Raw genomic sequence first — 15,986 nt, 5'->3', positions numbered from 1 at the left:
TTATTCATTAATCAGCTCGAGGGCATTTTCGCATTCAAAATAATCCGCCACTCTGGCCGAAGTCACGCGCTCCAGACAATCCGGCTGCCACTTTGGGGCCTTGTCCTTGTCCACCAATAACGCCCGAACCCCCTCGTAAAAATCATGATCGGTCATGAAATGGCTGACCAGGCAATAATCCATTTTAACGCACTCCGCCATCGACAGGCTTTTTGCCTTATGGATTTGCTCCAGGGTAATTTTTAAACTTAAAGGCGCCTTCTCCCGCAACCTGGACGCGAGGTCTTTGGTCCACTCACTGTCGACTTCCTGCAAGGAATCCAGGATGGCCTCCACATGAGGGTAGCGAAAACAGTGATCCAATTCCGCCAAATGATTTTCGATCTCAGCATTGCCCCTGCGCGCGGCAAAGCGGCCAAGGCAATCGTCAACGCGCCGGTAAGCATCCTCTGACAAATCCGCTTCTTGGAGGGCATTTAATAAAGCTGGAAACTGCTCGCTTCTCACCTGCTGTTTAACGAGTTGCATTGTTAATGCCTCTTCCGCATTCAGGCGGTTGCCGGTTAATCCAAGGTAAACCCCCAATTGGCCAGGGCAGCGCGCAAGCAGGTAACTGGCTCCGATGTCGGGAAAAAAGCCAATGCCGGTTTCCGGCATGGCAAAGACAAACCGTTCACTGGCCACCGGATGGGAGCCATGCAGGGACACCCCGACTCCCCCGCCCATGGTTATGCCATCCATCAGGGCAATGTAGGGTTTTTTCAGATGATGAATGAAATGATTCAAGCGGTACTCATGCCAGAAAAACTGCATTTGCTCCGGATCGTTTCGCTTACCTGCTTCATACAACCAACGCACATCGCCACCGGCACAAAAGGCTTTTCCAGGCTGTGCCTGAATGACAATGGCATGAATGGACGTATCCTTTTGCCAGTGCAGCAACTGGTGCTGCATGGCTTTAATCATGGGCAAAGTCAGGGCATTCAACGCTTCCGGACGGTTTAAGGTAATAAGCCCCAAGTGACGCTGCCTTGAAAACAGGATATCCTCTGTCATGCTATTCCCCTTTGAATTCGGGTTGGCGTTTGTTCAAAAAAGCATTAACCCCCTCATTTTTATCCTCGCTGGCACAAACTTTTGAAAAATGCAGCGCTTCAAGATGCAGCGCTTCGCCAAGCGGTAAATCGTAGCCGTGATCAATCACCTCCATGACACTTCGGATTGCCAGAGGGGCCATGCCAAGTATACCTTTCAGGATTTGCCGTCCTTCCTCCAACAGTTGGTGAGGCTCCGTAACCGCGCTAACCAGGCCCCATTGCAACGCCGTTTCGGCATCGATGAATCGGCCGGTTAAACACAAATCAAGGGCACGTCCCTTTCCGATTAAACGGGCCAGCCGCTGAGTACCGCCATAACCGGGGATCACACCCAGCTTCACTTCCGGCTGGCCGAACCTCGCGGCTGTCGAGGCAATGCGCAACGTGGCTGAAATGGCGAGTTCGCATCCTCCACCAAAGGCAAAGCCATTGACAGCAGCAAGCGAGGGTTTGCCGAGGGTTTCCAACTGCCTGAATACAGCCTGACCATCACAGGCAAATTGATAACCGCTTTCAGCCTGGCATTCAGCCAGCCGCGAAATGTCGGCCCCCGCACAAAAGGCCTTGCCATTACCGGTAATCAGCAACGCGTTTACCTTTGGATTGTTTTTGGCATGAGCCACCAAATCTGACAACAGGAATAACACGTCCTGGCTCAACGCGTTGAGCTTTTCCGGGCGGTTAAGCGTCAGGGTAAGAATACCGTCGCTGTCTAATGATTGTTCAATTACATTCATAATAACTCCTGTTATTCGATTGAATAGTCTTCGTCCAGAGTGGACTTCGCGATGATTTCCCGCATGATTTCATTGGTGCCTTCAAGGATCTGGTGAACACGTAAATCACGAAAGATGCGCTCGATCTGGTAGTCATGCAGGTAGCCATAACCGCCATGAATCTGCATGGCCTTGTCGCTGATATGAAAGGCCGTATCCGTCGCCATGCGTTTCGCCATGGCACAGTACATGGGTGCGTGCTCCTCTTTTTTATCGAGTGCATCCGCGGCGCGATACACCATCAACCTTGCCGCTTCAAAGTCAGTCAGCATGTCGGCAAAATAAAAACGCAGCGCCTGAAACTGCGTAAGCTTTTTATCAAATTGCCGACGCTCATTCATGTAGTTGCGTGTCTGCCGCAGGCAGGCAGCCGCTCCGCCCAGCGAGCAGGCGGCAATGTTGACCCGGCCGCCGTTTAGAGCATTAAGCGCAATTTTAAATCCCATGCCTTCCTCACCGACGAGATGACTGACAGGAACACGGCAGTTTTCAAAATAAACCATACAAGTGGGCTGGTTTCGCCATCCCATTTTCTTTTCGAGCTTACCAAAACTTAAACCAGGCGTGTCTTTTTCAACTAAAAGGCAGGAGATACCATGATGGGTGGAGTCACCGGTTCTGACCATGCACAGGTAAATGTCGCTGACACTACCACCTGAAATAAATGCCTTGGCGCCATTGAGAATGTAATGATCGCCGTCTTTAACTGCACGGGTTTTTAAAGACGCCGCATCGGAACCCGATTCAGGCTCCGTCAGACAGTAGCTGGCCACCACCTCCATGGCTGTCAGGCGTTTACCCCAGGTGCTTCTTAACGGTTCGGCCGCATACCGGTCTATAGCGGTGGTGACCATGTTATGGATGGAGAGAAAAGCACTGGTGGTAACACAGCCCATGGCAAGCTGCTCAAAAATCAGGGCGGAATCCAGGCGGTTTAAACCTGCCCCGCCAATGTCTTCCGCAGCGACCATCCCTGCCATGCCCAGTGCAGCTGCTTCACGCAGGATTTCAACTGGAAAATAATCCTGCTCATCCCAGGCAGCGGCGTTAGGCGCTAACCTGTTGCGGGCAAACTCGGCAGCAATGGTACGGAAGGCCACGTGTTCGTCTGTCAATTGAAAATCCATAACCCATCCTTAGCTTTCCCAAACCGCCATCATTGCGTCATTTTTAATGGTGGAGGCCTTTCTAAAAAATGATATTATGCCAATTTTTAGCGTTCATGAAATCAAAAAAGAAAAAAAATCACATGGAAACGAGTCTCAAGTTCGCTCCACAGGTTGACGACGCTGCGCTGGCTTTAAAAAAATACTTTGGCTTTGACAGCTTCAGAGGCTTGCAGAAAACCATCATTAACGACCTCATTCAGGGTAAGGACTTACTGGTGCTGATGCCAACAGGCGGCGGCAAATCCTTATGCTATCAGATCCCCGCGCTGGTTCGCCGCGGTGTCGCCATCGTCGTATCTCCACTGATTGCCTTGATGGAGGATCAGGTTGCCGCACTTAAAGCGCAGGGCGTGCGTGCAGCGTATTATAATTCATCCCTGACCATGGAAGAAGCCAAACAGGTTCTGTCGCAATTGCATCATGAAGCGCTTGATCTACTTTATATTGCGCCGGAGCGTCTGGTCCACCCGTCCTTCCTTGAGCGCCTGCAACAATGTGATCTGGCACTGTTTGCCATTGATGAAGCCCATTGCATTTCGCAGTGGGGGCATGATTTTCGACCCGAATACCGTGCGCTGGGCCTGCTGAAAACCCATTTTCCCCATGTGCCCGTCATTGCTCTGACCGCTACGGCCGATCAACAGACCCGTCATGACATCATTGCCAGGCTTCATTACCATCCCATCGCTTACGTGGCCTCCTTTAATCGCCCCAATATTCATTATCGCGTTCTTCTAAAGAATAATCCTGGTCGGCAATTGCTGCAATTTCTCCATACCCAACCGGAAAAGGCAGGGATCATTTACTGCAGTACCCGCAATGGGGTCGAGCGCCTGGCTGAAAAGCTGAAAGACGAGGGTATGCGGGCGCGCGCCTACCATGCCGGTTTAAGTCATGACGAACGCCGTCAGGTGCAATCACTGTTCAGGCATGATGAGATTGATATCGTGGTAGCCACCATCGCCTTTGGCATGGGGATTGATAAACCCAATGTACGCTTTGTCATCCATTATGATTTACCGAAAAGCATTGAAAGTTACTACCAGGAAACCGGGCGTGCTGGTCGGGACGGTCTACCCGCCCAAGCCTTGCTGCTGTTTGATCCGGCAGACAGCGCACGGCTTCGTGCCTGGATTGCCGCCTCCGACAACGACGATCAGCAGCGCGTTGACACAGCCAAACTCAATCACATGCTCGCTTTTGCTGAGGCAGCCCATTGCCGACGGCAGATTCTTTTAAATTACTTTGATGAAAATACGCCGGCGGCCTGCAATTACTGTGATGTCTGTGATAATCCTCCCCGCGTAGAAGACGCAACTGAAGAGGCGCAAAAACTGTTATCCTGTATTTACCGCCTGCGTCAGAGTTATGGTATGACTTATACCATTGAGGTTCTGCGGGGAGGCACATCGGACAAAATCAAAGAGGCTCGCCATGACCAATTAACCACCCATGGCATCGGCCACGATCGTTCCACGCACTACTGGAAGCATCTCGCCTGGCAGTTGATTCACAAAGGCTATTGCTATCAGGACATCAGCCAGTTCAATGTGCTGCGCCTTACGCAAAAAGCCATTCCGGTATTGCGAGGCGAAGAGCGGATTTCCCTGACCTTGCCGGCTAAGGATTTACCCACACCCAAACCCGGTAAAAAAGCACCAACTGCCCCTGCGCTTAACGATCCGCTATTTGAAAAATTACGCCAATTGCGGCGTGACATCGCTCAGGAAGAAGACAAACCACCCTTTATGATTTTCAGCGACATGACACTTCAGGAAATGGTGGATAAAAAACCATCTACCTTAATGCAGTTACGCAATATTACCGGCGTCGGTCAATACAAGCTTGAACACTATGGGCTTCAATTTCTGAACGTGCTGAATGAAAGCAATGCCCTTGCTTAACCGAACGCTCAGGGTTAGGATAGGCCTGCTGCATCATTCTGGGTTCTTATCATGGAAAAGATTTTAGAATTTCTAAGCTACGCAACGGCCATACTTCTTGGCCCCCTCGTTTTATTACTCAAGTTCGCCCTGGTACAACTTTTTGTCGCCTTCGGTTTTGTTGTCGCGGCCCTGGCTTGGGTTGTGCTGTCGCCTGCTCTTGCAAGCGCCGTATTGACTGGGTGGGGTTTAAATTCCACCCTGGCCATGATTTTGGCTGTTCTGTTTGCACCTGCCCTCTGGTTAATCAGTGCCGCCCTGGTCCCTGTCCTCACCATTTGGGCGTTAACCACAGCCATCGGCGACGCGATCAAGGTATTCTTTGAAGGGCTGGGCGCGGCACTCTGGAATGGGTGGCAGGGCGTGGGTGAAAATTTTTCCCAGCCAATTACTTACTTTGCTTCAATCAGTACCTACCTCCTCGCTTTGATTAACCTCAGTGCTAATCGTCCTCCTGCTACCGATAACACCCCGCAATCCATCGATGTGGATGAGCTGAAACAGGAAATGGGGGATGTAAAACTGGAGTCTTTGGATATCGGTAAAGCAAAGACCTTGTTGCACGAGGCTAAAGGGATTGATCCAGATCAATTGAAGCAGGCCGAGCGGCTGGTGCGTTTTCACGAACAGGCAGAGAAACTGAAGGCAGAACTCGACCGCCATTACCAGTTGGCTGAAAATTTATCCGACATCGCAAAAGCCCTCGAGAACCACACGCCCCTGACGCTTGATGACGAGTTATTCCCACAAATGGAAATCGAACGCCCCGTTCTGCTGGTAAAAGAATACCTTGACAATCATCAGTGGTGGACAGTTCCGGGATCAACCAAAATAACGGATTACAATTCCCTCAAAACCTGGTTAAATCAAAATGCCATTATCCCAACCACCCGGGATTCCATTTCCTCGCCCACACCCCACCAGGGTAAAAAATGCCGTTATGCTTATTACCCTTTTTCCGTGGTGTGCAACGAATTGGTAGAATCGTCTGCGCGCATTAGGCAGTTAACCGAAAGTATGCACCATTTAAACCCCACACGCCAAAATGGCAAAGCGGAAGCGTCTTCATTACCGCTTCTGTCAGAGGCCAGCCATGCCACATTTTATAAACAGCAAAAGGTGAACTCCAGTGAAGCCGTGGTATTAACACCGCAGGTGGAGTCTATAGAACCTTATCAAGCCACCCCCACATAATTGTTGGAGGACACATGGGCAAGGAAATAGCAATTATTGGTGCAGGTCCCTCTGGCCTGACATCCATCAAGGCAGCACTGGCAGAAGGACTAAGTCCGACTGCCTTTGAAATGGCCGGAGGAATTGGCGGAGTTTGGGGCGAGGCGCAACACGCCGCCCATCAACAGGGCACCGCCTGGCCTGGCATGAAGAGTAATATTTCTCGCCATACAGGCGCGTTCTCTGATTTTCCATGGCCCTCCACTACCCCGGATTTTCCTACCACTGAGCAACATTACGCTTATTTATCAGCCTATGCGAAAGAATTTAAGCTCCTACCCTGTGTCCAGTTTGAATCACAGGTTGTAGAAATCAAGCCAAAGGATAAGCAATGGCTGGTTCGCTGGCAGCAGAAAGGCTCACTTGCATGTCAGGAAAAACTGTTTGATGCCGTAATAGTCGCCAGCAGTAAATTCGCCCACCCGTTTATCCCGCCATTTAAAGGACTGGAAACCGTTCGCCACAAGATGAGCCACAGTGCCGATTATCAGGGTCCCAAACCCTTTGCCGGAAAAAAAGTGCTGGTGGTCGGCAATTCCTTCAGTGGTACAGCCATAGTCGAAGAATTGGCACCCGTGGCCACATTGACTACCCACCATTTTCGCCAGGAGCATTGGTGCGTTAAACGTTACCGTTCTGCTGATCCAGAGCATCAGGGGCCGTGGTTACCTCGGGATTTATTAAAAACCTACACGAATAGCCAAACACCCAAATCACATGAGGAAGAAGTAAAGTTCTTACAGACACATTGTCAGGAACAGCAGGACTTTGCTGAATGGCAAATGACAAATGCGTCGCCGATGAAATTTACTATTGTTGAAGACTATTTTAAGCGATGCCGCGAAAAAAAAATCGTTCTTGCGAAAGGGGAGATTGACTCTTTTACCGAGAAAGGCGTGACGCTCACCAATGGCCAGTTTCATGAATTCGATCATGTGATTTTTTGCACCGGGTATCAGCGTCAATTGCCCTTCCTACCCGAACACTTAAGGCACCTTCCCAACCCCTACGAAGACACGATGTTATCTTCTAGTCTCGCGGTCATCGGCATGTACGAAGGCGCACGTGGTGCGGTCTTTCCGATTGTGGACTTACAGGCACAGCTGGCATGCGGCGTATTCAGCGGCAGGTGTTCGTTGCCCGAGGAAGAAACGCTATTTAAGGAAATGAAAAAAACGCCGACCAAGCGGGATGAGATTGAATTTTTAAATTCGCTGGCTAGGAAAATCGGTATTTTGCCTGACATAAAAGCTTATGATCCAGGCTTTCGACACATCTTGCTGGATGGCGCCCATACCCCCCAACGCTTTAATTTGACAGGGCCAGGCAGCAATCCTCTGGGCGCTAGAAAAGCCATTGAGGCTACGGAATTTTATCGTCGTGAATTGCTGGATAGCAAAGAGAAGGTACCCCGTCTGGCAAAACTGTGCCTGTTTAAAATCAATTCATCGACAGTTAAAAAAGCGAAACAGGATGAAGTGGATGTTTATTCACCTGTGAACAGGCAGTGACACAATAATCCCTGGCTCCATGACACCACATGGCACTTAATGTGCGTGGCAACCTATTTTCAAATGAACCTGGTAGTATTTGCTTTCACTGCCCTCGATAAAACCACGGGTTTGAAGTACTTCATACCAGTCCAGTTTGCCATGCACTTTTGCCGCCTGAGCAATGGCATTATTGATTGCCTCTTCAATGCCCTCTTCCGAGGTGCCCACTAATTCAACAATTTGATAAACACGGTTTGTCATGTTTCCTCCTTGAAAACCTTAAACCATTCACCCTACATACTAGACTACGAATGACAAATAAAAAAATTGCATCTATGACTCTATAACTGTTGTTGTGCTTTGGCAATGGCTTTGCGCAGGCTTTGTGCTGTCTCCGAATTGCCGGGAACCATTTTCAGTAGCTGTTGCCAGTAAACGATCGCCTCGCTGAATTCCTTCTCCTGATAGGCTTTGGCGGCAAGCATGGCCAGGGCATCCGGTTGGTGTGGATTTTTTTTCAGTAATTGATGCAACTGCGCCGTCATTTCCTCATTGAACTGCTGGTGATTGAGCAACAGCAGAACCTGAATGTAACTGATTCTTGCCGTGTCGTTGTCAGAGTCAAGGGTCATGGCTTTTTTAAAGGCTATCTTAGCCTGCTGCAATTCATTTTGACTGAGATAAAGCCTGCCCAATAAATACCATCCGCGTGAACTCGCTGGCGTATCATCCAAACGCTGCCGCAAACGGACAATTAAATCCTGGGGGTCCTTCATTGTCGCGAGGACTTTCTTCACGTCCTGCATACGAGCCTGCTGCTTTGAATAATCGTTTAAGGCCTGCCAGCTTCCCCAATACCAATAACCGACACAGGCACTGGCAATAAACACGGGAACAAGGATAATCAGCGTGCCTTTTGTCTGCCGCAGACTAAAGAAAAGCAGCAGCAGAGCTGAAAAAATCAATGAACCAAAAGCCAATAACAGCCATTTCTCATTCATGTGCAACCTGCTTTAAACCTGTGCGCCAAAAAACCAGTAACCCCAATGCTAAAAACAGAATGGGACCAAACCACAACAGAACGGTGACCGCCTTGACCGGGGGCTTAAACAAGATAAAATCACCATAACGGTCAGTCAGGTATTGAATAATTTCACTGTCACTCTTCCCTTCCCTCACAAGATCATACACCTGCCCTCGTAAATCCTTGGCCAGTTCAGCATTGGAATCGGCCAAATCCTGATTTTGGCAGACAAGGCAACGCAATTCCCTCAATAAGTGATTAAATTGCGCTTCCTTTCGAGGAGAATCCAAAGGATAAAAACTGTTCGCCTGGGCCACACCCAAAGAACAGAGCATGACTATCAGAATGTGTGCAAGCCATTTCTTCATGATTGTCGTTTCAACTGCTTAATGCGAGGCAGAAATTCTTTTTTCCAATTCGCTTCATCCAGAATGCCGGCATGGCGATACCGTATAATGCCTTTCCTGTCGATAAGAAAGGTTTCCGGTGCGCCATAAACCCCTAAATCAATGGCCACTTTGCCTTTGGCGTCTTCGGCTATCAGACGATAGGGATTTCCCCATTCAGCCAGCCATTTTAATGCCTGGTCGCTAGTGTCCTTGTAATTAAGGCCATACAACGGGACCCCCTCTTTGGCCAACTGTAACAGAAAAACCTGCTCTTCAACACAAGCAGCACACCAACTAGCCCAGACATTCAATAAGCTCACCTGCCCCGTTAAGCGATCGGATGTCATGATCTCGTTTTCGTGGCCCAGTACAGGCAGTTTAAAAACAGGCAGCGGATGATCTAGCTTGCTGGAAGGAAGCTTTTGAGGATCAAGGGATAGGCCTCGCCAGAAAAACAAAACCAGCACCACAAAAATGAAAAAGGGCAATAAGCGCCAGTTAATTAGTCGTGTCATGAGGAACTCACTTCCAAATGGGCTGATACCGTTTTTTGCTGCCGATAATAACGGCGATCGGATAAGGCGAGCAAACCTCCGGCTAAAATCAGAAAGCCCCCACCCCAGATCCAACGGACAAAAGGTTTAAAATAAAGGCGCACAGACCAGGCCGTTTCATCCACAGGCTCCCCCAGAGCCACATAGATGTCGCGGAATGGATTAACATCGATGGCTGACTCCGTCATCGCCATTTGGCCGATGGTATACATGCGCTTTTCAGGATAAATCACATGCACCTGCGATCCGCGGCTGATTTCAAAGCGGGCACGCGTTCCCTGATAGTTAGGCCCCTGTAAAGGCTGTTCATTAATGAAACGAACGCGGTAACCGGCAAGCATCGCCTCGTTGCCGGGTGCCAGTTTGACATCATCCTGAATGCCATAGCCACTGGAAATGGCCACACCAATAACCGCGGCAGCAACACCGACGTGAGCGAGCACCATTCCCCAAAAGGCCTGGCCCAAGGTTTTAAACCCTCGCTCCTGCCCGCGGAGGTAAACCAGTTTGCCCGTACTCAGCAGGATCCACACAGCCAATACAAGGCCAAGCAGGCTGTAGCCATTCATCGGTTGATCAACGAACAGGAGGATGATAACAGGAAGAAGGACACTGAGGCCCAGGAGACTCTTCAAACGGTTTAGAACCGCTTGAAGGTTGTCCTTTTGCCATCGTAAATGAATGCCCAATCCCATCAGCAGCAGCAAAGGAATCATCAAAGGAACGAATACCGTATTGAAATATGGCGCGCCCACCGATAACTTACCAAGCCCAAGGCCGTCAATTAACAGGGGGTAAATTGTTCCCATCAATACGGTTAACATGATAACGGCAAGAAAAACATTGTTTAAAAGCAAGGCGCTCTCTTTGGAAATCAGTGCAGGATTGTTCCGCCGTGTAAGGGCTGGTGCACGGAGCGCGAACAACAGCAGCGAGCCGCCAATCACCGTCAACAGAAAGCACAGAATAAAAAGCCCGCGCTGTGGATCAACGGCAAAAGCATGGACAGACGTTAACACACCCGAACGGACAAGAAAGGTTCCCACGAGGCTTAGCGAAAAAGCAGTAATTGACAATAATAATGTCCAGGCAATGAACTGCTGCCGCTTTTCACTGACGGCCAGGGAATGAATCAGCGCGGTACCCACCAGCCAGGGCATGAAAGAGGCGTTTTCGACCGGATCCCAGAACCACCAACCTCCCCAGCCTAACTCCCGGTAAGCCCACCAGCTTCCAAGCGTAATGCCCGTGGTTAGACAACACCAGGCCGCCAGTGTCCAGGGCCTTGTCCATTTTGCCCAGGAGGATTCAACCCGGCCGAGCCACAGGGCCGCAATGGCGAAAGCAAACGCCACGGAAAAACCAACATAACCCATGTACAGCATGGGTGGATGAAACAGAAAGCCTGGATCCTGCAGCAAGGGATTTAAATCCCGTCCCTGCGTATTAAGCACCTGGAATTGACGCGCAAACGGATTGGACGTACTTAACAGGAATAAAATAAAACCAATACTGATGAGGCCTAAGACAACCAGCACACGGGTGCGGATGGCATCATCCAGGTTCTTGCTAAAAAAACTGACACCCATCATCCACAGACTGAGGATGGCAACCCAAAGCAGCATGGAACCCTCATGCCCGCCCCAGACGGCACAGAGTTTGTAAAACCAGGGTAAATTCACACTGGAATTGCTCATGACATAAATGACAGTAAAATCATCGCGCAAAAAGCAGATGGTCAAGGCAAGGTAGGCCAAGGTGATAAATATAAATTGCCCCGCCGCCAAGGCGGGTGCCGCCGCAATCCAGCCCGTCCTGGCGCGCAGCAAGCCAAGGGTTGGAATAACTGCCAGCAACACCGCAAACAGCAAAGCGAGCACTAACGACAATAAACCCAGTTCTGCTGTCATTTCTTCCCCTGAGCGGCCAACGCGGCCTTGACTTCTGGCGGCATGTAATTGGCATCATGTTTGGCGAGTACTTCCGCAGCATTAAAATGGCCCTCATCGAGCACCTGGCCTAATGCAACGATTCCTTGCCCTTCGCGAAACAGATCCGGCAATATACCGCGGTAGCTGACTTCAATTTCTTTTTTAAAATCAGTGAGTTTAAAGCGGACTGTCAAATCCTGGCTGCCGCGCACAATGCTGCCTTTGACCACCATGCCGCCAATACGTACCTTTTGTCCCTGGGTTACCTTGCCCTCAGCCATTTGCGAGGGGGTATAAAACAAGCTGATGTTCTGGCGCAAAGCATACATGATGAGCGCCGTTATCAACGTCAATCCAGCGAGAAGACTTAAAATGAAAAGCAATTTTCGTTGACGGACAGGATGCATGGTCATTGCCGCCTGAACCATTGATGCAGTTTGCTGCGTGTACGTTTCTGCTGGCGCTTGATATCGAGCAGCAACAGCGCTAAAACAGCGAAGGCCAAACCATAAGCCGGCCAGATATACATGGCGTACTTCCCCATTGCTAACCCGTTCATTGCCTTTCCTCCACCAACTCCCTCACCCATTGCTGGCGCCGTTCACGCAGCAACAGTTCATTGCGGGCTTTATGCAGAATAATCCATAACGCATACAAGGTAAAACCAAGCAAGGAAAGCAGCAAGGGATATAACATCGGTGCTGCAATTTTAGGCTTGGCAAAAACCGACAGGGTCGAGCCCTGATGCAGGGTATTCCACCAGTAAACCGAATAGTGAATAATCGGCAGATCCACGAGTCCCACCAGTGTCAAAATGGCAATCACCCGATCGCCACGCTCGGAATCACTGAAAGCTGACCGAATGGCGACAATAGCGATATAAAGCAGCAGCAGAATAAGCTCGGAAGTCAACCGGGCATCCCATACCCACCATGCGCCCCACATGGGCTTTCCCCAGATGCTGCCAGTGGCTAAGGCTAAAAAGGCCATTATCGCACCGAGTTGCGCCACCACCGAGAGCATTAACCCGGCAAGCTTAATCCGCCAGACAAGAAGCAACACAGCGAGAAATGCCATCCAGGCGTACAGGGACATGGATAAAAAAGCCGCTGGAACATGAATATAAATGATACGAAATGCATCCCCCTGCTGGTAATCAGGCGGGGCAAAAAACAGTCCCCAGAGAAGGCCCGGCAGCAAAGTCAGCAACACACAGCCTCCCAATGCAGGAAGCCAGCGTTGCGTCAGCTGGTAAAAATTTCTGGGTGACGCCAGTTGGTAGAGAAATTTCCACATAAGGGATCAAGCAGGGCTCAAAAAGGCAGATTTTATCATGCAATGGCAAGGAGGGACAACCAATGCCTTCGCTTACTAAAAACCGGGACTCAAGGGATTATCCATTTTCGCTTCATCCGGGTCTTCCGGCATGGGGGAGAAGATTGCCTTGATCTGCTCAACCACATGATCCGCCTGCGCATACAGGCGGGTAGTCACCAGGTTCAGGGGAAGTTGACCTAGCTCGGCAAGTTTTATTTTTGCTTCCATCCAGTTATGGGCATCCAGAGACGGCATCAGTGGCTGGGCAATGGCCGCTAGAGACTGTCCCTGGTAGGCATTGTTAATCATGGCGTCTGAATAAGGCAGCAGCTTCTCAGCAACAATCAAATGAAGCAGCGCTTTGTCATACTGTTCCAGTTTAAGTTCAGTCACGGCTAAAAGCAGGTAGCCCGGCGTCCAGTAATAATCAGCGGCCAAGGCGGCATAATGCAGTGCTTCAGGATGTAAATCCGTTTGCGTCAGGCAGTAATTGGTTAACACGTTTAATGCAGGAAAATAGCCAGCCTCTGCGGCTTGATACAAATAAAGCATGGCGGCATCACTGTTGGTTCTGTATTGGCTGTAGAGAAAAATGCCCTGAAGCAGCTGGAAAGTTGGGATGGTGGGTTGCGGCAGGTATTCATGCACCGGTTGATTATTTTTTATCGCCATTTCATGCGGATTACGGCCGCTTAACCGCCATCGCTCGTTCCAGTGAGGCTCCAAAACAGGGTGTCTGCACAAGGCATTGACGTGGTTGTCTTCCATCGCCAGCCTAATTAACACAGCAAGACTGATTGCTTTAATCAGCGTGGGCAAGCGGTGTTGCTGTGACTCATTCAATGTGTAAATCAGCTTGTCCTCACTGGTGTGGATTTCCAGTTCGCTGATGAATAATTGCAATTCGGCAATGGCCGTTCTGTCTGCGTATGACAGCGTTGTGAAATCCAAAAAACTTCTCCTGAAGGCGTTAGCGGCTTAATTTACCTAATCCATTCCCTGATTGGAATAAATTCAACCAATTTTCCTTATTAACTGAATATCCGCTGGCTCTGATCCAGAAGGTTTAGCAGTTCATCCTTTTCTTTCTCACCATCCGGAGCCTGCGGCGAATCAATGACTGGCAATTGAATATCTGATTCATCCATCAGGGCATTCAATCGGGCAATTGACTCATCGAATACATCCACCGTCGGTATGGGCTGAGTAAATAAGCCATGGCGATTGCTGGACAGCTTGATCTTGCCTGTGGTTTTGTGTTCAAGCCCAGCCTCAGAGGCAAAAGGAAAGTAAACGTGACGAATATGGATCAATAACCCAGGGGGTAGAATGGTTTCCAATTGCGCCATGCTTTGGATACCGGGGGCGTCTTTATTGTGATTAGGCATGACCGCGCAACGTAATTTAATGATCTCTTCAGCACCTTTGCGGCGAATGACAGGATTCTCACTGGCAATTAATGCTTCCAGATCTTCAATGGTAGCCTGGTTAATATCAGGGCACAGGAATTTTCTTGAATCATACCCTGGCGTGATGGGAAACAAATGAAGTTTTCCAAGGTGCCTGCACATCTGGGGGATAACCCAGGAGACACGAAAGATTCCGCCCAAGGCCATGGACTCGTAAGGGAAACTGTTGGCATGATCCTGTATTTGTTTGACAAAGCGTTCTCTTTCTCCACCCGCCAAACCAATACCCAGGGTTCCTGCAGCTCCCCAGACAAAAATACGATGATCCTGCGAATAGGTTCCAAGCGGAATGGGAGGCGTGTCCAAATGGGTTTTGTAGATGCATTGCTTGAACTGGCTCAAACGATTAGTAATGTCAGGATTGACCTGGCCGATAGCCACGACCAGCTTATCACAAATAATTTCCTCACCCTCTTTTAATCCCTCATAAGGACCCGATTCTCTGGCCGTAAATGACACAGCCAAACGCCCGTCATCCAATTCCCGTACATTGGCCAATTCGCCAACCGCGAGTTCAAGGCGTTTTTCGCAGGCTTCGCTGATGAAACGGCTTAAGGTACTGATGTCATCCAGTCCTTTACGGTTCCGTGAAACGAGCTTTTTGATTTTTACGTTGGTTTTTTCTTGCGAACGCTCGAGGAGTTCAGTAGCCCAGGCCGCGTTGATTGCTGAACCGCCGTATAAAAGCACCTCGCCTTCCAGATTCACATCGCCATCCTGAGCATAAATCAGGGTCTGCTTCTTAGTGAGTTTTTCCGAGAGCATCGGTGAAATTTGAGAATCAGTCAGTTTCCGGGAAGGCCCCAACCCGGCACAAATGTCAACATAATGCGTGTATAAGTACAATTCCTGGGATACATCTCCAAATTTGCAAAGGACCCTCAAACGGTATTCATAATCGCTGTATAGCCAACGGCCAGTATGCTCTTCCCGTTTTTCGATCGCCTTTGCCTCAGCCTGCAAAATCGGCATTCCAAGCTCAACCTGAGTGGCTACCAGCGCACGATGAAAATCGTTCGCCAACACATAATTATAAGGATTTGTCGGGTCTTCTTCGTTCTTTAAATCAAAATCAGTCGAGTGGTAAGAAAAACCGGTGGGCGTTTGTACCCTGGCTGGCTGTCCCATAACCCTTGAGCCTTCTTTTGGCCAGGTATTCAGATTATCAGGATCATTAAGAACCAGAATATTGGGTAAATCAGGTCGAGCGACATTTTGAGAACGGAAAGCCGGCGAAAATTCTTGAAAAAGCAGTGTTCCTGCAACACCCGCACCAATGATTAACCGCTCAAACACAGGGGGGGTGGGATTTAATACCTGAGCCATTATCTGCAGGGAAGCGTATTCCTGCTCAAGGGCTGATTCCCTCTTAAGAAACATCACTTGCTGTTGACGATATGACTCGAACTCCGTTAACGAGACGAGATCCATGCCGGCGAGTAAATGAGCACGGTGGGCATCAAGCTCTTTTTTCTCTTCCTTAAGGACCTGTCTGATTTTTTCCAATTCACTGATTCGTTGTAAAACACGCTGCAATAACATATCGATTCCGACTCAATTAGACCAAGATGTTGAATTTTTAGTCAAAACT

General features: G+C 49.4%; 16 protein-coding genes. 3 read left to right on the top strand and 13 right to left on the bottom strand.

Features of this window, described 5'->3' with window-relative positions:
* From GH742_RS06055 to GH742_RS06045, 3 genes are read right to left on the bottom strand one after another with little or no spacing between them, the layout of a single operon-like run.
* Positions 1-1,056 (bottom strand): enoyl-CoA hydratase/isomerase family protein, encoded by a 1,056-nt coding sequence (locus tag GH742_RS06055; RefSeq protein ID WP_203456550.1) that lies wholly within the window; start codon positions 1,054-1,056, stop codon positions 1-3.
* 1 nt (position 1,057) lies between these two features.
* A complete protein-coding gene (locus GH742_RS06050) occupies positions 1,058-1,834 on the bottom strand; it encodes an enoyl-CoA hydratase/isomerase family protein (protein WP_203456549.1) in 777 nt (258 codons plus the stop codon).
* Positions 1,835-1,845: 11 nt separating this feature from the next.
* Positions 1,846-3,000: an acyl-CoA dehydrogenase family protein gene (locus tag GH742_RS06045; RefSeq protein WP_203456548.1), complete on the bottom strand. Its 1,155-nt coding sequence runs from the start codon at positions 2,998-3,000 to the stop codon at positions 1,846-1,848.
* A 122-nt stretch (positions 3,001-3,122) separates the two neighbouring features.
* Between GH742_RS06045 and recQ the strand changes: the two genes are divergently transcribed.
* The 3 genes from recQ to GH742_RS06030 are packed head-to-tail and all read left to right on the top strand — an operon-like array spanning position 3,123 to position 7,729.
* Complete coding sequence (gene recQ / locus GH742_RS06040; RefSeq protein ID WP_203456869.1) at positions 3,123-4,946, top strand: DNA helicase RecQ; 1,824 nt, start codon at positions 3,123-3,125, stop codon at positions 4,944-4,946.
* 51 nt (positions 4,947-4,997) lie between these two features.
* Complete coding sequence (locus GH742_RS06035) at positions 4,998-6,179, top strand: hypothetical protein (RefSeq protein ID WP_203456547.1); 1,182 nt, start codon at positions 4,998-5,000, stop codon at positions 6,177-6,179.
* A 14-nt stretch (positions 6,180-6,193) separates the two neighbouring features.
* Positions 6,194-7,729 carry an NAD(P)-binding domain-containing protein gene (locus GH742_RS06030; RefSeq protein WP_203456546.1) on the top strand — a complete coding sequence of 512 codons (1,536 nt, stop codon included), beginning with the start codon at positions 6,194-6,196 and terminating at the stop codon, positions 7,727-7,729.
* Positions 7,730-7,765: 36 nt separating this feature from the next.
* Here the strand turns inward: GH742_RS06030 and GH742_RS06025 are convergent, their stop codons facing one another.
* The 10 genes from GH742_RS06025 to GH742_RS05980 all read right to left on the bottom strand — a co-directional run bounded on the left by GH742_RS06025 (position 7,766) and on the right by GH742_RS05980 (position 15,937).
* Complete coding sequence (locus GH742_RS06025) at positions 7,766-7,972, bottom strand: dodecin (RefSeq protein WP_058532235.1); 207 nt, start codon at positions 7,970-7,972, stop codon at positions 7,766-7,768.
* A gap of 80 nt (positions 7,973-8,052) precedes the next feature.
* Positions 8,053-8,712 (bottom strand): tetratricopeptide repeat protein, encoded by a 660-nt coding sequence (locus tag GH742_RS06020; RefSeq protein ID WP_203456545.1) that lies wholly within the window; start codon positions 8,710-8,712, stop codon positions 8,053-8,055.
* Entirely contained in the window at positions 8,705-9,103 is a 399-nt protein-coding gene (locus tag GH742_RS06015) for a cytochrome c-type biogenesis protein (protein WP_203456544.1), read from the bottom strand. The genes GH742_RS06020 and GH742_RS06015 overlap by 8 nt, the downstream gene beginning before the upstream one ends.
* Positions 9,100-9,639 (bottom strand): DsbE family thiol:disulfide interchange protein, encoded by a 540-nt coding sequence (locus GH742_RS06010; RefSeq protein ID WP_203456543.1) that lies wholly within the window; start codon positions 9,637-9,639, stop codon positions 9,100-9,102. Before GH742_RS06010 ends, GH742_RS06015 begins: the two co-directional genes overlap by 4 nt.
* Positions 9,636-11,588 carry a heme lyase CcmF/NrfE family subunit gene (locus tag GH742_RS06005; protein WP_203456542.1) on the bottom strand — a complete coding sequence of 651 codons (1,953 nt, stop codon included), beginning with the start codon at positions 11,586-11,588 and terminating at the stop codon, positions 9,636-9,638. The genes GH742_RS06010 and GH742_RS06005 overlap by 4 nt, the downstream gene beginning before the upstream one ends.
* Positions 11,585-12,016, bottom strand: coding sequence for a cytochrome c maturation protein CcmE (ccmE, locus tag GH742_RS06000; protein ID WP_203456868.1), 432 nt, complete (start codon positions 12,014-12,016; stop codon positions 11,585-11,587). Before ccmE ends, GH742_RS06005 begins: the two co-directional genes overlap by 4 nt.
* A gap of 2 nt (positions 12,017-12,018) precedes the next feature.
* Positions 12,019-12,168 (bottom strand): heme exporter protein CcmD, encoded by a 150-nt coding sequence (ccmD, locus tag GH742_RS05995; protein ID WP_239005296.1) that lies wholly within the window; start codon positions 12,166-12,168, stop codon positions 12,019-12,021.
* Positions 12,165-12,905: a heme ABC transporter permease CcmC gene (gene ccmC, locus GH742_RS05990; RefSeq protein ID WP_203456541.1), complete on the bottom strand. Its 741-nt coding sequence runs from the start codon at positions 12,903-12,905 to the stop codon at positions 12,165-12,167. Before ccmC ends, ccmD begins: the two co-directional genes overlap by 4 nt.
* A gap of 75 nt (positions 12,906-12,980) precedes the next feature.
* On the bottom strand, positions 12,981-13,877 hold the full coding sequence (locus tag GH742_RS05985; RefSeq protein WP_203456540.1) for a DUF5630 domain-containing protein: 897 nt from the start codon (positions 13,875-13,877) through the stop codon (positions 12,981-12,983).
* Positions 13,878-13,957: 80 nt separating this feature from the next.
* Positions 13,958-15,937 (bottom strand): hypothetical protein, encoded by a 1,980-nt coding sequence (locus GH742_RS05980; RefSeq protein ID WP_203456539.1) that lies wholly within the window; start codon positions 15,935-15,937, stop codon positions 13,958-13,960.
* Positions 15,938-15,986: the final 49 nt, after the last annotated feature.

Source organism: Legionella sp. MW5194, assembly GCF_016864235.1.
Classification (GTDB): Bacteria; Pseudomonadota; Gammaproteobacteria; order Legionellales; family Legionellaceae; genus Legionella_C.
The sequence above is the reverse complement of the archived record's forward strand: the minus strand, read 5'-3'. Positions and strand labels throughout refer to the sequence as shown.